The following is a 23,553-nucleotide window of genomic DNA, read 5'->3' on the forward strand; positions in this document are numbered from 1 at the left end:
AGTTCCGGCCAAGCGCCCGCACACCGATTCTGAGGTTCATGGAAACCACCGAGGGCAGGGCCGGGTTCGGTGCCCGGCCAGGCCGCTCGATACATGCGCAAGGGGTTCAGTGATGACCGACGATCTGCCGCAGCGTAATCCAGGAGCGACGTTGCCCACGCATTTCGAGCGGCTGGGCGAGGCGCTGGCAACGGTCATCGTCGCCCGAGACGAGTCCGGCGGCCCGCTAGCGCGGTCGTTCTCGTGCGACGAGGCGACGATGCGACGGGTCGCTGAGCAATTACCGCTATGGACCGGCGACCCTGCGGCCGATTGATCCGCCATGGAGCGCCGCCTGGTCGTTGACTTCGACATCCCGGGAGTGCCGGTACAGCACTACCGAGCAGAGCGGTGTGCCGCAGAGGCATTCGCCGCCGAAGCAACACGACAGGGACTGGCGCGTGTGACGGTCGACGATCTGGCGACCGACGAGATGAAACAACTTCCGTACCAGCGGCTTTTCCTACCCAGCAGAAGGGACGACCACACTGATGGACTCGATACGAGCACCGATGCGGCCTGGCATGCGGCCGATGGACCGCATGCCCGCCATTATCTGCACTGATGTCGGGCACGACCCGGACGATTTGCTGGCGCTCATCCTCGCTGCGGCGGCGCTGCCGCTGCGGCTGGTGGTGACCAGTGACGAATTCGGCGGCGGTCAACGCGCAAGGCTGGCGCGGTTCCTGCTGAACTTGTGCGGGCGAACCGGGGTCGTGGTGGTCGCCGGCGCGGAAATCGAGGGCGCGCAAGCGCGATGGGTGTGCGACGGTCTGGTGCCCGCCGGATTCCCGCCAGTCTCGGCGCCGGTGACCGGGTCGGTAATCGACGCCGTGCGCGCGGTGCTGGGCGAGACCGGGCGTGCGGCGTGGATCGGTCAGGGACCGATGAGCAACCTGGCCCACCTCTACGCCGACGCACCGGGGTTGGCGCGGCGGCTGACGATCATGCAGATGGGCGGCGGCTTCGCCCATCTGTACAGACGGCCCGATCGTGCCTCGCACAACCTGCGCATGGACCCCGCAAGCGCCCGGACGGTGCTGACCGCGCCCGATCTGGACGTAGCCTTGGTGACCTCCGATGTCACCTTCACCCCCGAGACCGCGATCGACGCGGACAGCGAGGTGTATCAGCTGCTCGCGGCGGCCAACGCGCCGAAGTGGGCGAAACTCGTCGCTGCGGGCTACGACCGATGGTTCGCCGGGGAACGTTCCGCGTCGATGGCGGCCGACCCGCTGACCGTGACCGCTGCGGCCGGGATGGGCTTCGTCGAGTTCGCCACCCATCACGTGACGGTGGCGCCGGACGCGCGCATGTACGACAACCCCGACGGTGTGGCCCTGTCCATGTCGGTGGCGGCGGACTATGCGGCGTTTCGGGCGTGGGTCACCACGGTGGTGCAGCATGCTCTCGAGGTCGGGATGCGATACGACCCCGCCTTGATCGGGCATAAGCCGGGGAACACCCGACCCGTGGCCACCGGGCACGCCATGCCGATCGGTACCCGGTAATGGCCGACAGCCTGGTGCGAGGGCACCTGAACCCGGCCACCTTGACACACACCCAATCCAATATCGGCGACTGCTTCGCCGACCCCGGCGCACTGACCTACGGCCAGGCCCTGCATGCCCAGACGCTGCACCAGTACTGCTCACCGAGCTGCGGTGTCCGCAACCGAATCGATGAACAGCTCGGGACTGCGGCCAGTGAAATCGGAGAGGCGAGCTCAGATGACTAGTCCCCGTCGCGCAGACAATGAGGCGATCGTGCTCGATCCGTCTCAGGCACACAGCGGACGCATTCACGACGTCCTGTTGGGTGCGGGCAAAGACGCCTATCTGGTGGACCTCGAGGCCGGTCACAAGCTGATCACCCACTCCCGCGCCTTTCTGGTCGCGGCCCGCGCGACACGTTTGTGGCTGCTGCGGGCCGTGCGGTACCTGGCAAGTGAACAGCTGGTACGGCAGTTCGTCGAACTCGGCAGCGGCTACCCATGCTCGCCGAACCTGCACGAGGTAGCCCGCAACTGCGCGCCGACCGCACGCATGGTCTACGTCGATCACGACCCGGTGGTCGCCGCCCACGGCCGAGTATTTCTCGCCGACGAACAAACTGAATTCGTCCACGCCGATCTGAGCGACACCGACGCCCTCGTCACCGAGATCACCGCTGCCATGGATCCGAGCGAGCCGATCGCGGTGTGTCTGTCGTTCGTCGCCGAATTCCTGCCCGACCCGGGCATGGTCGTGGACGCGGTCACGACCATGCTGCCGAGCGGCTCGTTCCTGGCACTCAGCCATATCACACGTGACGCTGATCCCGGCCCCGTCGACCGCGCGGCCGATATCTACACCGGATTCGGCATCGAATTCCGTTCTCGCAGTCGCGACGAGGTCGCGGCACTGCTGGCCGGCTATGACCTCGTCGAACCTGGGCTGGTTGCGCCACACCGTTGGTGGTCACCCCACGACGTCGACCAGCGTCGTGCCCGCAACCTCGGCTGGGAGCCGCCGCAGGCCGACGACCTGTGTTGCCGCGCCGCCGTCGGGCGACTGCGATGACGAGGTGAGCCCCGGCGAACGCCAACCCAAATGAGCATCAAATGTGCTGATGGACAAGGAGATCCGTAACCATGATCGAGGCGGGGAGACAGATGAACGAATCCGGCGCGGATCGCGTCGCGAAGTTGTCCGAAGCCCTGGAACGCACCGATCTGGACAAGGTCCGGTCGTGGGGCCAGATGGTAGCCAGCCGACTACGGCGCGGCGGGCGAGTGCTAGCCGTCGGAAATGGTGGAAGCGCCGCGCAGGCGCAGCACCTGGTTGCTGAGTTGGTGGGCCGGTTCGAGACGGAGCGCAACCCACTCGCTGCGCTCGCGCTCACCACTGACTCCGCGGTGGTGACTGCGATCGGCAACGACTACGGCTTCGACCAGTTGTATGCCCGGCAGGTCCGTGCACACGGTCGGGAGGGCGATGTGTTGATCGCGATTTCCACTTCCGGGTGCAGCACGAACGTGATCGCTGCCGCCACAGAGGCGAACGAGCTAGGGATGCTCACCTTCGCCTTGACCGGTCCCGCTGACAGCGTATTGGCGCGAGTATGCGACGAGGTGGTGTCAGTCGATTCGTCGGCGACCTCAACCATTCAAGAATGCCACCTTCTGATCGCGCACGAACTGTGTGCGGCGGTCGATGCGGCTTTGGCATCCGCCCCGTCGACGTCGCAGCCGACCGAAGCAGAGACCGCCGAGTCCGTCCCGCCGCCGACGGTTGAGCACGCTCGGCGCCTGGTGATTGTCGGTGACGTGCTGGCCGACTGTGACTGGTGCGGTGAGGTCACGCGGGTATCGCCGGAAGCGCCAGTGCCGGTGCTCAGCGCGGTGTCACGGCAGTGGCGACCAGGCGGGGCAGGCTTGGCCGCGATCCTTGCCGCCCACGATGGCTGCGAGGTCACGCTGGTGACCGCGATCGGCGCCGACGAGCCCGGCCTGCGGATTCTCAGCGACCTCACCGAGGCGGGGGTGTCGGTGATCGATCTGGGCATCGAGGCGCCGACCCCGGTGAAGATCCGGATGCGGGCACGCGGACAGACCCTGGTCATGGTCGACGACTCCGATCCGGCGGTGCCGGTGGGCGATCCGCCCCCAGAGGTCGCGCACGCCCTTGTCGAGGCACAAGGCGTACTCGTCGCCGACTACGGGCGCGGGGTAGCCGCCCAACCACGACTGCGAGTACTGCTGGCCACCGTGGCGCGGCGTGTGCCGGTGGTGTGGGATCCCCATCGTCACGGCCCGGCACCGACCGACGGGGTGAGCGTCATCGTCCCGAATGCGGAGGAAGCCGATCTGCTCACCGCCGAGGACGGAGCGGCCGGCGACCTCGACAGCGATGTCCGCCGGGCGCGCAGCCTTCGATCACGATGGCGATGCCAGTACGCGGTGGTCACCCGAGGCGCCGATGGCGCTGTCCTGGTCGGCGCCGACACCGATCCCGCGCACGTATTCCCGGCCCCACGCCGGGAGCAAGGCGATACCTGCGGGGCGGGTGATCGGTTCGCCGTGAGGCTGCTCGGTGAACTGATCGGTAATCGCACAATGTCGACAGCTGTGCAACGCGCCGTCACAGCGGCGGCCGACTACGTCGCCGGGCAACGCGCTACGGCGGGCAACCACCCGCGACCGGATGGCGCGGGTGACGGGTTCGCTGTGGCCGATCGGGTGCACGCAGCCGGTGGCCGGGTGGTGGCCACCGGCGGCTGTTTCGATGTGCTGCACGACGGGCACCGACAGCTGCTGGAGGCCGCTCGCGCCATGGGCGACTGCTTGATCGTGCTGCTCAACAGCGACGCGTCGGTGGCCAATTTGAAGGGACCGAACCGGCCGCTGGTACCGCAAGCGCAGCGGGCGGCGATGCTGACAGCATTCTCCTTCGTCGACGCGGTGCTGGTGTTCGACGAGGACACCCCGGCTGCGCTGTTGGAAAGGTTGCGTCCGCATGTGTGGGTCAAAGGCGGCGACTACGGAGCGACCGAACTACCCGAAACGGCCGTGGTGCAACGTCATGGCGGCCAAGTTGTCGTCGGCCCGTACCTGGAAGGGGTGTCGACGAGCGAGCTGATCGAACGCGCTGTCGCCGGGCGGGTGATGCAGCCATGACCCGCTCCGTGCTGGTCACCGGGACGGCCGGGTTCATCGGCGGGCATGTTGCCACCGGTCTGCATGCGGCCGGGTGGACGGTGACCGGAGTCGACCAGAATCCCGCGGCTACGGCGTGGCCGTGGGAATCGATCACCGTGGACGCTGCCGACCCAGCTGTGCTGGCTCGGATCGCTGGAGGGGAGTTCGCGGTGGTCGTGCACCAGGCAGCGGTCAGCGACACCCTCGCCGCAGATGACGAGCGGTTGCGGTGGGCCAACGCCACGGTGCCGCTGCGGCTGGCTCGCGCATGCACCGACTCCGGGACACGACTGGTGTATGCCTCCTCGGGCAGCGTGTACGGCGTGGTGCCGCACGGGGCGTCGTCCCGCGAATCCGACACCGAGGATCGTGGGCGCTGCTCGGGCCCCCTGAATTGTTACGCGAAATCCAAACTCGTCCTGGATCAGTCGATGCTGCGCCGCGCGGCGGTGTTCGGCCTGGATTGCGTGGGGTTGCGCTACACGAACGTCTTCGGTCCCGGCGAGGAATCCAAAAGCTCGATGGCCTCGATTCTGTGGCAGATCGTCACGGCCGTGGCGGCGCGGCGGCCGGTCCGGTTGTTCGACGACACCTTGACCGCCGCGCGGGACTACCTGCCGGTGCAGGTGCTGGTGTCGACGCTGGTGCGGCTGCTCGATACCCCGCAGGTCGCAGGCGTCTACAACCTCGGTTCCGGGACCGCGATCCGGTTCGAGACCTTGCTGGGCTGGTGTACGGAGTGGGCGGGCGCACCGGTGCCGCTGGTGGGGGTGCCGAACCCGATCCGTGACCGCTACCAGTACTGGACGTGCGCCGATATGCGGCGACTGCGCGCCGCGTTGCCTGGCCTGGAGCCGGTGGACACCGAGGTGATCCACCGGTACGCCCGCGACCTGTTCGACCACGCCCGCGCCGAAACCTTCGGCGTCGGCGAGCTTGTGAAGTCCCTGTGATCGGAGGAAACGCAATGTCTACCAGCACAACCGGCGTGCTCGCTGGCGAGAAGGCGCTACGCCACCGGCTCACGGCCTTGTCGCGGTCGCTGCGCGAGGTGACCGCGGTCGAGCACCTCCAAGAGCCGCGGTACATCAGCTACGACACCGTCCGCGATGCCGACGGCACCACCTACGGCCGCAAGAAGGCGATCCTGATGTCGGGCGGCTGTTCGGTGCCGACCTGCACCATGTGTCCGTTCACCAACTACAACAACTTCGGCCTGCACGGCGCGAACCCCCGGGGCTTGCGCGAGCAGGTCGCCACGCTGCTGGCACGCACCGATGACGAGCCGGACTACGACATGCTCGCCCTCTACAACGACGGGTCGTTCTTCGCCCGCCGCGAGGTACCGGCCGAGGTCCAGCTCGATATCGCCCGCCGCGTCGCGGTCACTGGTGTGCGCCGCCTGGTCGTCGAAAGCCTGCCCCAATTCCTCACGCCCGAGACCCTGGCACCTTTCGTCGAGGCCCTCGGCGATGTCGAGCTCGAGGTGGGAATCGGGTTGCAATCGGCCGACCGGCTGGTCCGCGAAACCCTGGTCAACACCCGAATCACCCGTGAGTCGTTCGAAGACGCGGTGGCGTTGATGCAGGCACACCACGTAATTCCCAAGGTGTACCTGATGATCAAGCCCCCGTTCCTCACCGACGGCGAGGCCATCACCGACGTGATCTCCTCCACCGAGTACGTGGCCTCGCTCGGCATCGGCGGAGTCACCGTGTGCCCGACGAGGCTGGCACCGAACACCGTGGCGTGGTGGCTCTACCAACGCGGGCACTACCAGGCGCCGAACCTGTGGACCGTCGTCGACGCCGTGCGCGGCGCGCACGCCAAAGCGGCGGTGCGGGTGGCCTGTATCAACATGCGCGGCACAGACTTCGACTCGGTGTACCCGGACTCCTGCGAGCGCTGCGCGAACGGCATCGTCGACGGGCTGGTGTCCTACAGCGTCACCGGTGACCTCGCCGATTTGCCCGTCACCTGCGACTGCCGGCCTGACATACGAGCGGTCGACCTCGACCATGACGCGATCCTTGCCCGCACCGCGGCATCCCTCGACGTCGGCGAGGCCACCCCGTGAAACCGCCACCTACCATCGCCGAACCACCACCAGGGTCGCACCTGCCGCAGATTCTGGCTGCTGCGCACGCTCGGCATGGCCCCGTCTTTGGTGTCGGCTCAACGACGGGGCCGCCGACGGTGTTCTGCATCGGGCCGGACTCGGTGCGGTAGATGTTCGACCAGGAACGCGCAGGCACGCTGAGGGTGTACAACACTGCGGCGGTGCAGGCGCTGTTCCGCAGAGCGGTGTTCACCCTCCACGGTGCCGAACACCTGCGGGCGCGCAGTTTCCTGTCGACCGGGTTGCGCCACGGTGCGGTCACCGCCTACCTGCCGACAATCGGCGCTATTGCGCACCGCCATGTCGCCCAATGGGCCACCCTGCCGACCATCGAGCTCTATCAGGCGGCGCGCGACTACACGATGGCAGTGTGCCTGGCCGCGATCATCGGCCTGGCCGTCGACGACCCCATCGCACAGCGGGTGCCGGACCTGTTCGACCGATTCGTCGCCGGAACCGAACTCCCACCGACCCGCACGACCGGCAGCGACCCGGCATACGCCGCCGCACTCGCCGCCGCCGAGGAACTGCGCGCCCTGCTCGAATCGCCCGCAGTGCGCATAGAGGGCAGGGCCGAGTCGGTGACCTCGAAGCTGGTCGCCGCCGGTCACGCCCCGGGCGGAAGCTTGGCTGATCATCTGCTGGCCCTGCTGATCGCCGCGCGAGAAACCACCGCCAGCCTGGTTACCTGGTTGCTGGTCGAGTGCGCGCTCGACGACCAGCTCGCCACCGCGCTCACCGCTGAAGCCCGCAGTCTGGTCGAGAACCCGTTGCAGGTGCTCCAGCACGGCGCTATCCCGCAGTTGCGGCACGTGCTGACCGAGTGCACCCGAGTCCATACACCCAACACGATCGCGACCCGGCGGGCCACTACGCCGGTGACGCTCGGCGGCTATCTGGTCCCAGCAGGCTGGCACGTCGCCTACAGCGCTCCCGTCACCCACCTTCTACCGCAGGAATATCCGGACCCGGAAGCGTTTTGCCCGCAACGCTTTCGCAGTGCCGAGGGCAGGCGCCGCGCCGCGGGGCTGCTCGCGTTCGGACGCGGCCCGCACGCCTGTGCAGGTCGCGGGTTCGCCGAGGCCACGACACTGTTGCTGGCGGCGGCTGTGCTGGCCGAACACTGGATCGACCTGCCGGCCCGACGACCAGAGGTCGGCCGATTCCAGCCGGTCCGGGCGCCAGCGGGGCCGGTCGAAGCCCGCATACGCACAAGGGAGGTGGCTGGCCGGTGAACATCGACGACATCGTCGACCGGCTCGCCCGGTTCGAAACCGCGACAGCAGCCCGGCTTCATCTGATCGCCAGCGAGAACCAGATGCCCGCCGACGCCCGGCTGCCGTATGTGAGCGCTGCCGCCGTCCGCTACTGCTTCGGCAGCGCCGAGGACACGCACTGGGCGTGGCCTGGACGCGACGAACTCGCCGAGCTGGAATCGGTAGCGGCCCACGCCATCGGAGAACTCCTCGGCGCCCAGCATGTGAACACCAAACCCGTCTCGGGATTGTCGGCGATGACGGTGGCGCTCTCGGCGCTGGCCGGGCCGGCACACACCGTGCTCAGCCTCGCCGAAGCCGATGGCGGTCACGGCTCGACACAGTTCGTCGCACACAGGTTCGGGTTGAACTGGCAGCCCCTGCCCGTCGACCCAGCCACTATGGGCGTCGACCTCGAGCTGCTGGCCTCCCAGGCCCGCCGGACCAGCGGGCCCGTGCTGGTGTACCTCGACTCGTTCATGGCGTTGTTCCCCCATGACATCGCCGGCATCCGGGCCGCGGTCGGCGAGGACGCGGTGATCCATTACGACGGCTCGCACACCCTCGGCCTGATCGCGGGCGGCGCGTTCCAGAACCCCCTAACCGAAGGCGCCGACAGCCTCGGTGGCAGCGTCCACAAGACCTGGCCCGGTCCGGTCGGCAAGGGCATCGTGGCCACCAACGATCCGAACCTCGCCCACCAGATCGACACCCACGCCGCCGGATGGATATCGCACCATCACCCCGCCGACGTCGCCGCGCTGGCGATCTCGACGGCATGGATGACCGCCCATGCCACCCACTACGCGACCGCGACCGTCACCCACGCCCGCCGCCTGGCTTACGCCCTCGCTGCAGAGGGGTTCACCGTGTGCGCGGCCGACCACGGATACACCCGATCACACCAGGTGTGGATCGACATCGCTCCCACGTGCCCGGCTGATACTGCCTCACGGCTGCTGTATGAGGCCAGGATCGTCGTCAACGCCATCCCGTTGCCCTACCTGCCCGAGCCCGGCCTGCGGCTGGGAGCACAGGAACTGACCTTCGCCGGTCTCGACGCCGCGGGTTTCGACGAACTCGCCGCGCTCATGGCGCGCGTACTCATCCACCGCGATCACCCTGAACAGGTCGCCCGCAACGTCGCAGACCTGCGCATCCGCTACGGCATCGGCGACGCCGCTGCGGCCGACCATACGGCGCAGGAGGTGCTGCGCCGAGCGTGGCGGCAGGAAGAGAGGACTTCATGAACGCCACTGATCTGCCACTGACCACCAGCGACTTCTTCTGGCGACCCGACTGTCGTCATTTCATCGGCGGCCTGCCGTGCAAGCACTGGCGTCCTTGCCCAGGGTGCACACTGTATGACCCGGTGACCCACCGCATCCTGATCGTGATGCTCAAACGGATGGGCGACATGCTCATCGCCTCCCCACTACCGGCCCGCATCAAAGCCGAACACCCCGGCGCACACATCACCTGGCTCGTCGGCGCCGAATCCGCCCCCATCGTGGAGATGATCCCGCACGTCGACCGCGTCCTGACCTGGGAGACCGAGACCGCCCACACAGTGCTCGCCGAACACTACGACGCCGTCTACAGCTTCGAACGCCACCCCGCCGTGGCCGGGCTCGTGCCCCGGATCAGCGCCGAGCACCACGCCGGCCTCGCCTACGGCGGCGAGAACAACAGCCTCTATCCGATCGGCACAGCGGCCCGGCACTTCTTCGCCATGAACACCTGGAACGACTTCCGCACCAGCGGAAACAGTAAGACGTGGACCGAGCTGTACTTCGAGGTCGCCGGCTACATCTACACCGGCGAGCCCTACCAGCTGTCGGTGCCGGACGCGGCCAAAGCCCGCGTCGCCGCGCGGCTAGGTACCAGCGGCGGCTGGGTCTGCCTTAACGTCGGCGGCTCCAAGACGACCAAGCTGTGGCCCACCGGTCACTGGGCCGACCTCGGGCGGCGACTGCTCGGCGACGGGCACCGGCTGGTCATCACCGGCGGCCCCGCCGACGCCCGCACCTGCCACCAGCTGTTACGAGAACTGGACACCGGAGTGGGCCGAGTGCGTCACGACGCCATGACCCTGCAGGAATTCGCCGCGGTCCCGGACTTCTGCGACGCGATGGTGACCGGCGACAGCCTCGGATTCCACCTCGCCCTCGCCTACGACCTGCCGGTGGTGCTGCTCCTGGGCCCGAGCAACGGCGCCGAAGTCATCCCCAAACACGCCGACAATGTCACCGCGCTGCGGTCGACTCTGCCGTGCTCCCCGTGCGCACACCGGGTCACCTGCGGCGGGATCGGCGGCTGCATGGACACCATCACGGTCGCCGACGTCCATGGCGCGGTCCGCAACTCACTGTCCACAGCCGCCGTGCGGGAGGGCTGACCGCGTGGGATACGTGCTCGGGCTCGGCGGCCCCTACCATCACGACGCCTCCGCCTGCCTCGTCGCCGACGGCCAACCCGTCGCGTTCGCCGAAGAGGAACGGTTCTCCCGAATCAAGCATCACCGCGATTCCCGCTCGGCCGCCTCCTCGGCCGCATGGTGCCTGGCCCAGGCCGGAATCCGGTGCGGTGATATCGACGAGATCGCGGTGGCCTGGAACCCGTACTGGCCGAACCCCGCCGATGAGATCACCGACCCAGACCTAATCGCTGAACTCCTCGGACCGCTCGGCACCGGCCCGGAAAGACCACGTCGACTGACCATCGTCGGCCACCACCTCGCCCATGCCGCCAGCGCCTTCTACCCCGCAGGTGTCGCCGACGCCGCGGTCATCGTGGTCGACGGCTCCGGCGACGGTGTCTCCACCAGCATCCATCACGGAACCCGAGCCGGTCTGCGATGCCTGCGAACCTTCCCGTTCACACAATCACTGGGCTGGTTCTACCAATTCGCCACCGAACACGCCGGGCTCGGCGACTGGACCCACGCAGGCAAACTGATGGGCCTGGCCGCCTACGGAAAACCGACCATCGACCTGAACTTCCTGCACCCCACCCGCGACGGCTACCACCTCGACCTCACCCCCTACGGCCTCGCACCCGAGGCCGACCACACCGCCGGCTACACCGACCTCACCTACTACCGAGCCCTGCGCCACGCCTACCGCAAGGCATTCACCGACGCCGGAATCCCGCGCCAAGCACCAAGATCGGACGACGCCCACCAAAGCCTCGCCGCCGACCTCGCAGCATCGGCCCAATTCCTGCTGCAACGCTGCCTGATCAGCGTCGTCTCCACCGCTCTGGAGGAAACCGGCGCGACCGCGCTGTGTCTGGCCGGCGGTGTTGGGCTCAACTGCACCACCAACGGCATCCTCGCCCGCACCCCCGACACCGACACCTTGTTCGTGCAACCGGCCGCCGGTGATGCCGGATGCGCTCTCGGCGCAGCCCTGGAAGTCGCGCACCGCCGCGGTGACCACACAGTGCCCGGTCCTCGCCAAGCACACGCCTTCTTGGGTCCGGCCTACGACAACCACGCCATCGAGACCGCCCTGCACGATGCCGGCGCGAACTTCACCACCCCACCCGATATCGCCGCGACCGCCGCCCGCCTGATAGCCGAGGGCAAGGTCATCGGCTGGCACCAGGGCCGCGCCGAAGCCGGTCCACGGGCACTCGGTGCCCGCAGCATCCTCGCCGACCCCCGCACCACCAGACTGCGCGACCGCATCAACCGCGACATCAAACACCGCGAACTCTGGCGGCCCCTCGCACCGAGCATGCTCGACCCGACCGGCTGGACCACCACACCCGACGGCCCGGCAGAATTCATGATCGTCGCCCACGAGGCCACACCCCGAGCACGCCAACAGATCCCCGGCGTCGTCCACGCCGACGGCACACTGCGCCCACAACACGTCGACCCCGCACACCAACCGGAATACGCCCGACTCCTGCACGCCCTCGAAGCCGAGACCGGGATCGGCGTCGTATTGAACACCAGCTACAACGGCCCCGGCGAACCGATCGTCGACACCCCAGCCGACGCACTCGCCAGCGGCGCCCGACTCGGCCTGGACGCCCTCGTGATCGGCGACTACCTCGTCACCACACCACCATCGGCACCCACCCATCAACAGCACCGACCACCGAGAAAAGGATCATGACCAGCGTGACCGACACCGACTCGATTGCCCTCACAGACCGAGTCCGCGCCCGCTACGGCGACGCGGTACACATCGGCGCCGACTGCGACATCGCCGACGACGTCGACTTCGTCGTCGACACCGACGCCACCATCACCATCGGTGACCGTGTCAGCATTCGCCGCGGCACGACCCTGCAAGCCAACACCGGCGGACACATCACCATCGGCGACGACACCGCCCTCGGCGAGAACGTCGTCCTGTCCGCCATGACCCGCATCCACATCGGACGCGGCGCAGGAATCTCCAACATGGTCGACATCCACGACCACAACCACCGCGCCCGCACCCCCGACACCCTCACCCCGGGTGAGCCCATCACCCCGTGGGCCAGCGGATTCGACACCGCTCCAGTCACCATCGAGCCCGGCGCGATCGTCGCGAACAAAGTCTCGATCACCGCCGGCGTCACCATCGGCCAAAACGCCCGCATCGGCGCCAACGCCGTCGTCACCGCATCCGTGCCGCCGAACACCACCGCCGTCGGCGCGCCCGCCCGCGTCACCGCCCGCCACCCCGGACCCCTCGACCCCGAACACCCCCGACCCCAACTGCGGATCGGCTGGTTCGGAACATCCCTGATGGAACACTACGAAGCCCACAACCCCCGCCTCGCAGTCCAAGCCGATCTCCCCGAGATCGGCGAACAGATCACGGTCACCGAATGGCGCAAACGCGGCTACGTCCATGTCCTGACCACCGGATGGTCCACCCGCTACCCATGGATCACCTTCACCACCGACAACCACGGCGAAGGAGGAGCAACCAGCCGCGACGTCCTGACCAACCTCCGAGCCGCAGTCGACGCCGGCGGCCGATGGGACCTCGCCGTCCTCGGAGTCGGCCTCAACGACGTCTGGCGACACCACCAAGGCCGGATGAGCGAAGCAGTCGGCATCGGCGAATACGACACCAACATCCGCACCGCCCTCGGGCTCCTCAGCGCCTGCGCCCGCCGGATCGTCGTGATCGGTGAACCCCCGATCGGCTGGGACCCCACCATCGACGTCGCCGCCGCCAACGGCGATCTGACCGAATACAACCAGCGCGCCCGCCGCGCCGCCGCCGACCACGACGCGGTCTTCGTCGACATCTGGGACGACATCACCTATGTCGCCACCTGCTTCGGATGGTCACCCGCCACCCCCACGGCCCCAGCCGCCGAAGCACCCAGCGTGTGGGCCGACGGAGTGCACCTCTCCGAACAAGGCGACGAAACCGTTCGACACATCACCGACCAAGCCATCACCGCCCACCGAGTCCTCGATGGCCTGCTCACCCTCGACAGGCTCGACCGCGCGACCGCGGCTCGGGAATACGCCCAGTGACCCTCGCCCACCCGGCGATCAAGACCATCGCAGACGTTATGCGAAGTGCGGACCCTCCTCGCGTCGTCTTCTGCGATTGGCACGGAGTGCTGTGCCGGAAACCGTTCTGGCACAGCATTACCGACGATCCGGATCACTCCCTTTACGCTGTTCTGAATCGAGAACTGGACCGGCTGTTCACGACAGGCAATCGGGAGGGCCGCGAATGGATGTGCGGAAAGCGCAGCTCCCGCGACATCCTCACCAACCTCGCTGCCACGCACTCGGGCCTCGATGTTGACCAGCTCCTGACGCAACTCGCACACGACATCGCCCACATGCCCGTAAACCAGTCGCTTCTCCGAGCACTGCGTGACGCCCGGTACCACTCGACCGTTGTCCTGGCGACCGACAATATCGACGCGTTCACCAGCACCTTTCACGCCGTCACGTCCAGTCATAACGAACAACCATCAGGCACGGAGACGCTGAAAGAGGCTGCCGCCGTATTCGACGACATCATCAGCTCGAGCGACACCGGCGTACTGAAATCCGAAGACCCTGAAGCCTTCTTCGGCTCCTGGCTGACCACCGCAGGGCTCTCCTTCGGCGAGGCGCTTCTGATCGACGACCGCGCCGACAACTGCGCGGCATTCGAACGATGCGGCGGTGCCGCCATCGAATGGACCCGATATCGGCTGGAAGAGCTGTCCGCCTGAACGAGCCACCGTAGACCTGCTGCCAAATGCAAACCGGAGCGTTCAACCGAGCAGCAGCAAGAACACGAAGCATCAGAAGAGAGCCGACGACCGATGGCCGGTGGATTGATCGGCCACCGGTCGAAGCCCTCTGATTTCTGTGTGGCAGGCCAGCCCCTACTTCAGCGCTTGCAGGGCGGTATGTACCTCAGCGACCTCGTCGAGCAGCATGTCGAGACGGTCGAGCAGGTCCGCCCGCCGTTGATGGGTGCTCACAACAGGCAGTTCCGAAGCCTCGCTGGTGCCGACTTCGGAGCGGTCGAGCGGCTGGTCCGTCGCCGGGGTCGTGCCCTGGTCTTCTCCGAAGATTGTGCTGCATAGTTGGCGGACACGTTCTTCGTCGTTGCGGGAGAAGCGCCACGCTTCACCATCCGAGGTGGGTGTGCCACCGAGTTCGTCCGCCGCGTCGTGGAAACGGCGGTCGTATGGTGCCTCGACTTCGACCTCGGACCCGACCGAGATGATTACACTTTGCATTGCGGAGCCCTTTCTCCGTACCTGCCCCGGTCTGGTGTTGGCCCACCAGCCGGGGCGTCTCAATTCTGGCGGATACGACGCTATATGTGCGCCCGGAGACCATCAATAGGTAATTCAGCGAAAAGATTTCCACAGCAATATTTTTCGCGAGTCCATCGGAAAACAATTTAGGGATTGGTCCTACACTTGGCGGTTACTCAGCTACCTGCGGATATGAATTCTTCGACGCATGGTGGTTCAGTTCGTGCCGTCGGCAGCCAAGGCGGCGCGGATGAGGCCGGCGAGTTCGACTGCCTGCTCCAGAGACCAGGACAGTATTCCGTTTTCCGCCATCAGGGCATGGAATTGCTGTTCGCGGTAGGGCACTCCAGGTGGTAGGGCGGCAACGTGCCAGTGGAGGTGAGCGTTGCCCTGTTGGCTGCCGAGACTGGCGATATATAGCCGTTCGGTGGGGACCACCGTTTGCAGTGCTCTCCCAACGCGGCGAACCATTCTCATCAGTCGCAGATATTCGTCTTCGTCCAGGTCGTCAACCACATGCTCATGGTGATGTTTCGGCGAAACGAGCACGTAGCCGGGCAGGGTCGGATACCGGGACAGGAACGCGATGTTCTCATCGTCCTCAGCAACGATCTGCTCAAGCTTCGAGTCGTGCTGTCCCGCGACGATGGCGCAGATGAAGCACGGTTTCGAGCGAACCCGCCGTTCATAGTCGTCGATGTCGAACGAGATGCGTTCCATGACAACGATTCTGCGCCGATCCTGCTCACGAAGGCGCCGGAACGGCACGATAATTACGCGGCGCGGTGCCGCCTGATCGGGGTGGTCGCGGTGAGCAGAAGGAGCTGAATCAATGATGTTCGACGACAAGTTGGGCGAGTTCCAGCAATGGCAGGCCAGCCCATGGGGCAGGCTGCGGTACACGGTGGCGATGGCGAACCTTGTCCGGCACCTGCCCGCCGAGCGAGGACTGGAGATCCTCGATGTCGGTGGTGGCAATGGTGTGGAAGCGGTTGAACTCGCTCGACGCGGACACCACGTCACCATCGCCGACCCCTCACCCCAGTCCCTCGCCGAAGCGAACACGATCGCCTCCGAGCGTGGCGTCCGCGACCACATCACCACATACCCGGCCGATATCGACTCCCTCGGCGCCACGCTGGGCACCGACGGCTTCGATGTCGTGCTACTGCATAACGTGCTTCAGTACCTTCCGGAGAGGGAACGCACCGCAACCATGCTGGCGGACCAGCTTCGGCCGGCTGGGGTGCTGTCGCTGATAGCACCCAACGCTGACACCGACCCACTGCTGAGTGCGGTGCGTGGCCTGGATCTGGACGAAGCACTGTGGCTGCTGGATAGCCCCACCCGGTACAGCGGCGCGTACGACACCAGAACTCACGCCTGCTATGCCGACCGGGTCGCGGCGGACCTGCGCACGGCGGAGCTGAGCGTTATCGGGAGGTACGGCATCCGCTGTGTCTGCGACCTCATCGTCGACGACTCCCGCAAGTCCGACCCGGATTTCTACAGCAAGCTCGAGCGGCTGGAACTCACCTTGTCCCACCGCGCTCCGTACACCCATACCGCACGGTTCTTCCACCTCATCGCAGCCCGCGCACAGTAGATGCTCCGCACGGCGTACGTCCCGAGGCGTTCGCCGAGCCTCTCGTCCGCACGATGCGCTGCGGAGAGCGTGGGAGGCTGGGGGCCGTGACCGAATCCTTCTCCTGTCCGATTGTCGCTACGGTAACGCCGTACCAACGTGGCGGTCACCTGGATCTTTCGGCGTTGAGCGACTATCTGGATCTGATTGGGGCTGCGGGTGTCGAGACGGTCCTGGTCAACGGAACCACCGGGGAATTCGCCAGTCTGACGGTGCGCGAGCGGATCCAGGTCGCCGAGCACTGCCGAAGCAGGTGGAGCGGTGTCCTGGTCGTGCACGTGGGTGCATGCGCGGTCGGTGATGCCGTGGAATTGGCGCGCCACGCCAGCGACTTCGCCGATGCGCTGGCGGTGATGAACCCGTTCTTCTTCGCCGAGGCTGCCGAAACCGGGATCGGGGCCTACTTCCGCGCAGTGTTGCCGCACTGCCTGCGCCCGACACTGCTGTACAACTTCCCACGCCACACCCAGGCACCAATCCCACCGCGGCTCGCCGCGCAGCTGGCCGGAGAGTTTCCGCAGCTGACCGGGATCAAAGACTCCGGGAAGGACCGCTCATTGACCTACGAGTATCAGCAGATCGGCCCCGACTTCCGGGTGTATCTCGGTGACGACCGGATCGGGGCCCGGATCGCGGAGATCGGGGCGGCCGGGGTGGTCACCGGCGCCGGAGGGCCGGTCGCGGAGCTGCCGGTAGCGGTCGCAGCGGCGGTGGCGGCCGGTGACATCGAGCGTGCCCAGGCCCGGCAACACGAATTCGACCGCTACACCGACGCCCGTAAACGACTACCCATCAGCGATGTCGCCTTCGCCAAAGCCGCGGTGTCGACCCGGCTGCCCGGGTTCCCGACCCTAGTCCGGCCACCGCTGACCTCAGCATCACCCGAACATGCGCGAGAGATCCACACGGTCATGAGATCGATACTTCCGCTACTCCACCGTGACAACCCGGCGTACTGATCAGAATCCGGTTCAGTTTTCGATCACGAGATCGCACACTGTGCGGGCCAGTTCCCGAACTCCGGAATCGAGAACACCGGACCGATACCCAGTCCAGTCCGCCAACTTGGGTGCGTCGCGGGCAGAACCCCGTGCGATCATCCGCTGTCGAACCTGTTCGGTGGGCGAGTCTATCCACACGGTCACGACCGGCAGGTCCGCCTCAGCTTCGGTGTGCTGTCGCATGAAAACTCCCAACGGAAGTCCTGCGGCGCCTGCCGCACGCATGGTCGACAGGAACGGTGCGTCCAGCACCACCGGGTGGTGGGTGGCCACGGTCAGGCCGGTACGGATGAGGCTGTCGTAGATGCCCGGCGCAACGACCTCGCGGTAGGTGTCGGAATCGCGATCGAACGGATCGCCGGTCAGCCGCGTCATTACCGACTCCTCCAACGCCGGTGCGAGTGTGTCCTTGTCCAACACGACCGCGCCCATCCCCGCGGCGAGCCACCGCGCGGCCGAGGACTTGCCTGATGCGGGGAATCCGCAAATCACCATCGCACCAGTGCTCCGGATCGGTGCCGCCGCCTGGTCGAGCTGCTCGCAGACCAGGGCGGCCAGGGACGTCGACTGCTGTTCTTTCATCACCGATGGACTCCATCACACTTGCTTGCGCTGGCGAATTCAAGCCGCGTGCTGGTCACGTTGCGGGAACCGGTGTGCGTGCGCGGTGGGCGCGAACACGGCATTTGCCGGAGCAGTACAGTGCTGGTCTGCCACCGCGGCGCTGTTTCAGTGGCGCCGCGCACCCCGGTGCGGCGCAGATCCCAAGACGGTTCGGGCGACCTTCGGCAAGGCCGGGCCGTTCGGCCGGCGTCGGCGGTAGGGTGTGGCAGCCGTCCCGGTGTACTGGCCACTGGCTTTCGGTGCGCCACAGCTGGCGGTGGGTGCCGTGGTCGTCGACCTCGTAGGGTTGATAGCCGAGCCGAGCCAGTTCGGCGGCGTCGAGTCCGCGTTCGCGATGGAAGGTGTTGATGGTCGAGGCGCCGATGGCGCTGCGAATCTGGAAGCAGGGGCGTCCAGGGTGCGCGCCGCAGCGTAGGCACGGCTGGTCCATTTCGCCGTAGAACCCGCGCCAAAGCTCGCCGGTCACAGGCATGCTTGTGGCGAGGGACGCGTGTGGTTCGGCTTCATCAGGATGAAGTGGAGTCACGCTCGCGGTGACGGGATCGACCCATTCCGCGCGAACCAGGAACGGGAACCGCCTGCGTAGCTGCTTCCATGCCCCGGATGGCCGAAAGGCGTCTGTCAGCGTTGCGTGCACGTAGTCCAGCGACCGCGTGGCGGCCGTGAGCTCGGTGAGGGTGCCTTCGACCCGGACCAGTCCAGACGGCATGAGTAGAGGGACTTCGGTGGTCGAGGTCAGCCCGTCTGCGCCGAGGTCGATCATGCAGACCGATTTCGGCGGGTCGAAATCGATGGGCCGCGGGCCGAAGTCGTAGACATAGGGCAGAGGCGAGCCCGAGTAGCGGACCGCGCGGGAGACCGCGTGCGGCCAGTGTAGGTCACCGAGCGCGACATAGTCGATTCCGGCGAACACCTCGACCGGGACCGTGTGACGGCTACCGACCCGCAACCGTTCCGGACCGCGTTCGGTGGGGTCGGCCACTGGAACATGACCGACCACCACCGAACGCGCTTCCGGACGGCCCGCCAGGTCCGCACGCACTCGCGTCATCGCGGTAAGCCAGCGATCGGCGTGCGACCGGCCCGCACCACAACCGAGCGCGGATCCAGTGAACTGCAGACATGGAACCCCGTACACCGCGACAGACCCGTGCTCGTCGTCGAACAACACCGGCCTGCCGATGCCGGCCACGCTGGTCACCAAGTGCAACCCGCCTGCGGCAGAGAACACTGCTCCGGCTCCCAGACGGATCGGTGAGTCATGGTTACCTGCTATTATCAGCAGCTGCGCGCCAGCAGCTCGGATCGCGGCGAACGCGTCCTGACACACAGCAACCTCGGCCTCAGATGGATCGGTTCTGTCGTATATATCGCCAGCGACGACCACGAGATCGACTTCCCACTCCTCTACGAGTGCTGGGATCTCCCCGACGAGTATGACCCGCTGAGCGGCCAGCAAGGGCATGCCACGCATCCGGAACCCGATATGCCAGTCGGACGTGTGCAGGATCCGCATGCGCGACAGGATATTCCGCGCCACTGACAACTCTCGCGGACCGGGGTCACAGTGCCCAGGGGTACCCGCAAGGAGTTCCAGCGGTGGGCCTTCGTGCGGCAGGCGCCGGCCGTTTCGCTGCTCCGATTACCAGCCGAAGTAGCTGCGGATGAGCAATTCGTCCGGGCGTGGCTCGGGTATATGGAGGTCTTTTGGCGCGCATCCGAGGAGTGGGTGGGCGTCTGCGGTGGGGTCGGTGGGGTGGTGGAACAGGATCAATTCGATCACTGTGTCGACGTAGGCGAGCGCCGTGGTCATCAAGGTGACCGCGAAGGTGGCCAAGTCGCCGACGGTCGTCGGTTCGGCCGACAGGACCGTGGTGCTGGCCTTCCAGACGCCGAGTTTGGCGACCTGTTGCTGGGTGAGTTTCACGTCGTCGAGCAGGTCGAGGTTTACGGCGATGGTGGTAGCGCTGCCGTATCCACGGCTCGGTACCGGCCCAGTCGGCAGTACGGCCTCATGGATGTAGTTGCGCAGTGTCGAGGTGATGTAGGCGTAGGTTCTGTATTCGACGATCCGGTCCACGATCTCACCGGCGGCGTATTTCTCGACGATGTGGCTGGTGATTAGGGGCAGAGAGTGCAGGCTCTTGGGTTCGTTCCTCTTCGGTCCCCGGCCGTCGTGCAGCCGTCTGAACAGTCGGCCGAATGTGTCGAATACTGCGGTCAGGTAGAGCAGTTCGCGGTCGAATGCCTCGCTGACCCGCTCGGTGGTATCGGCGGTAGGTGTGTGCGGCCCGTTGTGGGTCGACAGTGCGGCCAGCAACTCGTCGAGCGCGCGCAGCGCGCGCTGGGCCCGTGCCGAGATCGAGCCGAGGTCGGAGACGACATCGGTGTGCCTGCCCATCAGGGCGGCCACCATCAGGTGGCGAAGATGCGGGATGTGGCTCTCGATCCCGATGTGGTAGACCCCGCTGACCGATCCGGCGCGCAGATCGTCGTAGACGATGACGCCCGTTCGGTTGTACCGCAGGCTCAGGTTTCCCGTCATGCGCAGATAGTGACCGAATATCGGTAGCAGGTCGGGAGGGGTGATCATGGCGGCGATATCGTTGTCGGCGACTTCGGGTCGGCCCGCGGTCGGCGCCTCGGTCACCACAACGTCTAGCCCGAGTTTGAGGGCCACGGCCGCCAGCGCTGCGGCGCGGTAGCGGTCTTCCTCGGTGAGGTCGGATTCTGCCGACTGTAGGGCGTCGAGGTTGGCGTAGACGCCGAAGAACGGGCACCAGCCGCCGAAGGTCTGCTCGCCTGCGGTGTAGGTGGTCACCCAGACCTGCGACGCGTCGGCGATCTTTTCCAGTTCGCCGAAGCTGTGATAGTCCACGACATGCACGATCGCGCAATCGAGGCGCTGCCTCCACGGTTCGGTCAGATCGTCGTGTTGCTCGCCGAATACGAGGAACGCGGGCTCGATTTCCGGGCGCCGTCGCAGCACCGATACGAAGTCGGCGATATCGGGCGGCTCGGCCCCCAGGGTCGACAGATCCAGGCCGACTCGCAGCGGGCCGCGTCGCCGGGACGAGTGGATACAACGGCCGATGCTCGCCATGTGGTGCACGGACATACCTCATGAAGCGATGCTCCGGCGCGTCGTGGGGCAGTACCAGCCCCTCAGTGCCGGTCACGCCGAAAGTCTCTCCCGCCACGGCAGTCCGGCGCTACATCTGTTTCGATGACAGCGCCCGGTGTAGCGGGTCGGCCTGGTGGTGGTTCGGCCAGCCGCCTGTTCTGGTTTCTCGTCGGCGGTCGCCGTGCTCCGGCGGGGCCCGGCGGCCGTCGAACCAGCCGCGGACGGCGATGAATCGGAGCTGGCCGGGCCGTCCGCGTCTCATTCGATAAAGCCCGGCTCCATCGGCCGATGGCATCTCTACCCCAGGGGCTCATCGCCACGATCCGCCACCGACCGGTCATCCGGGCCGCAGTCTCGGAACACCTCTCCTTACGAGGCGATAGCGTAGCCACCGATTACACTCGCGCTCTCCCATGAGGATCCCGCGTGGGTATTCCGCGCCGACGAAGTGCCGTCAGGACGGTGGTGTGGTTGACGTCGAGATGGTTGCCGACCCGGGCGAGTGACCAGCCGAGCTTGTAGAGATGGATGGCGGTGTCGACCTGGTCGGGGGACAGCCCGCGGCGGCGCATCGGTACCTCGTGTCGGTGGAGGATATTGCTGACTGTGCGCCGTTCGATACCGAATCGGGCAGCCAGTTCATACACGGTTGCTCCGGCCTGGTAGCCGGTGATCAGCTCCGCGACTTCATCGGCGTCGAGTTGCCGTGCCCGCCGGGGTCTGATTCTCACCACAGGCGGTGGGGCCGATGTTGTGGGGTCGGGTAGCTTCTGGATCAGGTTTTCCAGGGCTTCCGCCTGCGTTTCAGGGCTTCTACCTGCGCTTTTAGGGTTGTAGTAAGGTCCCCCAAGGTCCACCAGGGAAAACGCATTCTTTTCGACTCTCTTGCAAGTCGGTTGACGACAGTTCTGACGACAATTCACATCGCCGTGTCATCAGCCGACGATTCGAACAACGTGCCCATCGAATCCAGCGCATCGCGCTTCACCGCCTCGATCACTTCCATGTAGATGCTCGTCGTCACCACGATCGAAGAGTGCCGGAGAATACGTTGCACCGTCGCCGCCTCAACACCCTGGGCGAACAGCAACGTCGCGCACGAATGCCGGAGATCGTGCACACGAATCTCACGCACGCCTGCCTTGACACACAATGCGCGGAACATGCGGTTCACGTTCCGCGGTTCGATCGGTTTGCCGAATTTCGTGGTGAACACCAGACCGGACTCGTGCCAGGCTGTACCGGCCGCAAACCGTTCCTCGAGTTGTCGTTTCCGATGCTCACGAAGAATCGCCACCAACGGGCGCGGCAGCGGGAGCGTAGCGTTCGATCCTTCCGTCTTGACCTCATCGAGTTGTAGCCGACCGTCAACCCGATGCAGTGCTTGCCGAATTGTCAGCCGACCGCCGACCAAGTCCATGTCAGCCCAAGTCAGCCCGAGCGCTTCACCGCGCCGCAGGCCCATCGACAGAGCGACCGCCCAAAGAGCGTGCAAGCGATGCCCTTCGGCCGCGCGAAGAAACTGCTTGGCCTCCACCGGCGTGAAATACCGGACCTTGTAGTCCCCACTACCACCGACCTTGACCAAACGTGCCACGTTCCGGCTGATCAACTCGTCATCCACCGCATCCTGTAGCGCTGCACGCAGCACACGCAGAACGTGCCGGATCGAGCTGACCGACAACACCTCTCCACAGCATTCGGCCGGAGACTTAGCGCAGCACCGCGGTTTCGCCCGCGCCGCGTCCTTGCCCTGCCCGCAGCATTGGCACTTGGTCCGCAGGCCATTGATGAACGTCCGGACATGCCGACTTTCCAACGCCTTGAGCTTGCGCCGACCCAGGCCAGGCACGATATGCAGCCGCACATCTCCCTCGTATGTCGCATACGTGGTACGCCGGACATTGGGTTCGGCTACCTCGCGCAACCAGTACGTCATGTACTCCCGGACCGTCATCGTGGTCACATCGATCGGAATTCCCTTGCGCTGCAACTCTTTCAGCCGCGTACGCTCCGCATCGGCTTCTTCCCAGGTGCGGCCGTACACGCTGATCCGCTTACGCTTGCCGTCCGGTGTATCCACGAACAGCTTGAGTTCGACGCGGCCGTCCTTGCGCTGGCTGATCGTGCCGGAGCCATTCGGGTTGCGCTTCCGCGGCTTCCGCTCTGCCATCACGCGGCATCCTCGATCAGGCCGGACACGTAGTCATCGAACGACTTCCGTACGATGCGGCGACACCGGCCAACCTTCACCGACTGCACGCGCCCATCCCACAACAGCCGATAAATCGACCACGTACTCACCTCCAGCTCATCCGCCGCAGCCTGGACCGTCATG

24 protein-coding genes and 1 pseudogene are annotated in these 23,553 nt (G+C 66.2%); 17 read left to right on the forward strand and 8 right to left on the reverse strand.

Annotation, left to right across the window (positions count from 1 at the left end):
- Positions 1 to 112 precede the first annotated feature (112 nt).
- The 15 genes and pseudogenes from NWFMUON74_RS08565 to NWFMUON74_RS08630 all read left to right on the forward strand — a co-directional run bounded on the left by NWFMUON74_RS08565 (position 113) and on the right by NWFMUON74_RS08630 (position 14,284).
- Complete coding sequence (locus NWFMUON74_RS08565) at positions 113 to 316, forward strand: hypothetical protein (protein ID WP_043737910.1); 204 nt, start codon at positions 113 to 115, stop codon at positions 314 to 316.
- Between the two features lie 6 nt (positions 317 to 322).
- Positions 323 to 604: a hypothetical protein gene (locus NWFMUON74_RS08570; protein WP_068048176.1), complete on the forward strand. Its 282-nt coding sequence runs from the start codon at positions 323 to 325 to the stop codon at positions 602 to 604.
- Positions 582 to 1,550 (forward strand): nucleoside hydrolase, encoded by a 969-nt coding sequence (locus NWFMUON74_RS08575; RefSeq protein ID WP_157227750.1) that lies wholly within the window; start codon positions 582 to 584, stop codon positions 1,548 to 1,550. Before NWFMUON74_RS08570 ends, NWFMUON74_RS08575 begins: the two co-directional genes overlap by 23 nt.
- Positions 1,550 to 1,777 (forward strand): hypothetical protein, encoded by a 228-nt coding sequence (locus tag NWFMUON74_RS08580; RefSeq protein ID WP_043737912.1) that lies wholly within the window; start codon positions 1,550 to 1,552, stop codon positions 1,775 to 1,777. Before NWFMUON74_RS08575 ends, NWFMUON74_RS08580 begins: the two co-directional genes overlap by 1 nt.
- A 28-nt stretch (positions 1,778 to 1,805) precedes the next feature.
- Positions 1,806 to 2,600, forward strand: a complete 795-nt coding sequence (locus NWFMUON74_RS08585; RefSeq protein WP_054814843.1) for an SAM-dependent methyltransferase — start codon at positions 1,806 to 1,808, stop codon at positions 2,598 to 2,600.
- Between the two features lie 92 nt (positions 2,601 to 2,692).
- A pseudogene (locus NWFMUON74_RS35930) lies at positions 2,693 to 3,235 on the forward strand (D-sedoheptulose-7-phosphate isomerase); the annotation flags it as partial.
- 96 nt (positions 3,236 to 3,331) lie between these two features.
- Positions 3,332 to 4,696, forward strand: a complete 1,365-nt coding sequence (locus NWFMUON74_RS08590; protein WP_232111129.1) for a PfkB family carbohydrate kinase — start codon at positions 3,332 to 3,334, stop codon at positions 4,694 to 4,696.
- Entirely contained in the window at positions 4,693 to 5,670 is a 978-nt protein-coding gene (locus NWFMUON74_RS08595) for an NAD-dependent epimerase/dehydratase family protein (RefSeq protein WP_043736640.1), read from the forward strand. Before NWFMUON74_RS08590 ends, NWFMUON74_RS08595 begins: the two co-directional genes overlap by 4 nt.
- Positions 5,671 to 5,684: 14 nt before the next feature.
- Positions 5,685 to 6,794 (forward strand): hypothetical protein, encoded by a 1,110-nt coding sequence (locus tag NWFMUON74_RS08600; protein ID WP_138456835.1) that lies wholly within the window; start codon positions 5,685 to 5,687, stop codon positions 6,792 to 6,794.
- Positions 6,795 to 6,946: 152 nt separating this feature from the next.
- Positions 6,947 to 8,071: a cytochrome P450 gene (locus NWFMUON74_RS08605; RefSeq protein ID WP_138456836.1), complete on the forward strand. Its 1,125-nt coding sequence runs from the start codon at positions 6,947 to 6,949 to the stop codon at positions 8,069 to 8,071.
- On the forward strand, positions 8,068 to 9,342 hold the full coding sequence (locus tag NWFMUON74_RS08610; protein WP_051047262.1) for a PLP-dependent aminotransferase family protein: 1,275 nt from the start codon (positions 8,068 to 8,070) through the stop codon (positions 9,340 to 9,342). The genes NWFMUON74_RS08605 and NWFMUON74_RS08610 overlap by 4 nt, the downstream gene beginning before the upstream one ends.
- Before the next feature lie 122 nt (positions 9,343 to 9,464).
- Positions 9,465 to 10,490 (forward strand): glycosyltransferase family 9 protein, encoded by a 1,026-nt coding sequence (locus NWFMUON74_RS08615; RefSeq protein ID WP_067510745.1) that lies wholly within the window; start codon positions 9,465 to 9,467, stop codon positions 10,488 to 10,490.
- Between the two features lie 4 nt (positions 10,491 to 10,494).
- Positions 10,495 to 12,219 (forward strand): carbamoyltransferase family protein, encoded by a 1,725-nt coding sequence (locus tag NWFMUON74_RS08620; protein ID WP_051047263.1) that lies wholly within the window; start codon positions 10,495 to 10,497, stop codon positions 12,217 to 12,219.
- Positions 12,216 to 13,586: a GDSL-type esterase/lipase family protein gene (locus NWFMUON74_RS08625; protein ID WP_051047264.1), complete on the forward strand. Its 1,371-nt coding sequence runs from the start codon at positions 12,216 to 12,218 to the stop codon at positions 13,584 to 13,586. The genes NWFMUON74_RS08620 and NWFMUON74_RS08625 overlap by 4 nt, the downstream gene beginning before the upstream one ends.
- The gene (locus NWFMUON74_RS08630; protein WP_043736648.1) at positions 13,583 to 14,284 is read left to right on the forward strand and encodes an HAD family hydrolase; all 702 of its coding nucleotides are present in this window, start codon (positions 13,583 to 13,585) and stop codon (positions 14,282 to 14,284) included. Before NWFMUON74_RS08625 ends, NWFMUON74_RS08630 begins: the two co-directional genes overlap by 4 nt.
- Before the next feature lie 156 nt (positions 14,285 to 14,440).
- On the opposite strand, the gene NWFMUON74_RS08635 is transcribed toward NWFMUON74_RS08630, so the two are convergent.
- Positions 14,441 to 14,800, reverse strand: a complete 360-nt coding sequence (locus NWFMUON74_RS08635; RefSeq protein WP_043736650.1) for a hypothetical protein — start codon at positions 14,798 to 14,800, stop codon at positions 14,441 to 14,443.
- A 237-nt stretch (positions 14,801 to 15,037) separates the two neighbouring features.
- Positions 15,038 to 15,541, reverse strand: coding sequence for an HIT family protein (locus NWFMUON74_RS08640; protein ID WP_043736653.1), 504 nt, complete (start codon positions 15,539 to 15,541; stop codon positions 15,038 to 15,040).
- A 112-nt stretch (positions 15,542 to 15,653) separates the two neighbouring features.
- On the opposite strand from NWFMUON74_RS08640, the gene NWFMUON74_RS08645 reads away from it, so the two are divergent.
- Together NWFMUON74_RS08645 and NWFMUON74_RS08650 are read left to right on the forward strand one after the other, a co-directional pair.
- Entirely contained in the window at positions 15,654 to 16,427 is a 774-nt protein-coding gene (locus NWFMUON74_RS08645) for a class I SAM-dependent methyltransferase (protein ID WP_043736656.1), read from the forward strand.
- Between the two features lie 53 nt (positions 16,428 to 16,480).
- On the forward strand, positions 16,481 to 17,425 hold the full coding sequence (locus NWFMUON74_RS08650) for a dihydrodipicolinate synthase family protein (RefSeq protein WP_082393294.1): 945 nt from the start codon (positions 16,481 to 16,483) through the stop codon (positions 17,423 to 17,425).
- 12 nt (positions 17,426 to 17,437) lie between these two features.
- Here the strand turns inward: NWFMUON74_RS08650 and NWFMUON74_RS08655 are convergent, their stop codons facing one another.
- From NWFMUON74_RS08655 to NWFMUON74_RS08680, 6 genes are all read right to left on the reverse strand, one after another.
- Positions 17,438 to 18,049, reverse strand: a complete 612-nt coding sequence (locus NWFMUON74_RS08655; protein ID WP_051047265.1) for a P-loop nucleotide/nucleoside kinase family protein — start codon at positions 18,047 to 18,049, stop codon at positions 17,438 to 17,440.
- Between the two features lie 55 nt (positions 18,050 to 18,104).
- Positions 18,105 to 19,607 (reverse strand): exonuclease subunit SbcD, encoded by a 1,503-nt coding sequence (gene sbcD, locus NWFMUON74_RS08660; RefSeq protein WP_113975353.1) that lies wholly within the window; start codon positions 19,605 to 19,607, stop codon positions 18,105 to 18,107.
- 126 nt (positions 19,608 to 19,733) lie between these two features.
- Positions 19,734 to 21,194, reverse strand: coding sequence for a hypothetical protein (locus NWFMUON74_RS08665; protein ID WP_187687320.1), 1,461 nt, complete (start codon positions 21,192 to 21,194; stop codon positions 19,734 to 19,736).
- A gap of 416 nt (positions 21,195 to 21,610) precedes the next feature.
- Complete coding sequence (locus tag NWFMUON74_RS08670) at positions 21,611 to 21,946, reverse strand: helix-turn-helix domain-containing protein (protein ID WP_197986988.1); 336 nt, start codon at positions 21,944 to 21,946, stop codon at positions 21,611 to 21,613.
- Between the two features lie 188 nt (positions 21,947 to 22,134).
- The gene (locus tag NWFMUON74_RS08675; protein WP_187687321.1) at positions 22,135 to 23,388 is read right to left on the reverse strand and encodes a tyrosine-type recombinase/integrase; all 1,254 of its coding nucleotides are present in this window, start codon (positions 23,386 to 23,388) and stop codon (positions 22,135 to 22,137) included.
- The gene (locus NWFMUON74_RS08680) at positions 23,388 to 23,552 is read right to left on the reverse strand and encodes an excisionase family DNA-binding protein (RefSeq protein WP_187687322.1); all 165 of its coding nucleotides are present in this window, start codon (positions 23,550 to 23,552) and stop codon (positions 23,388 to 23,390) included. The genes NWFMUON74_RS08675 and NWFMUON74_RS08680 overlap by 1 nt, the downstream gene beginning before the upstream one ends.
- Between the last annotated feature and the right edge of the window lies 1 nt (position 23,553).

Source organism: Nocardia wallacei (assembly GCF_014466955.1).
Taxonomy (GTDB): Bacteria; Actinomycetota; Actinomycetes; order Mycobacteriales; family Mycobacteriaceae; genus Nocardia; species Nocardia wallacei.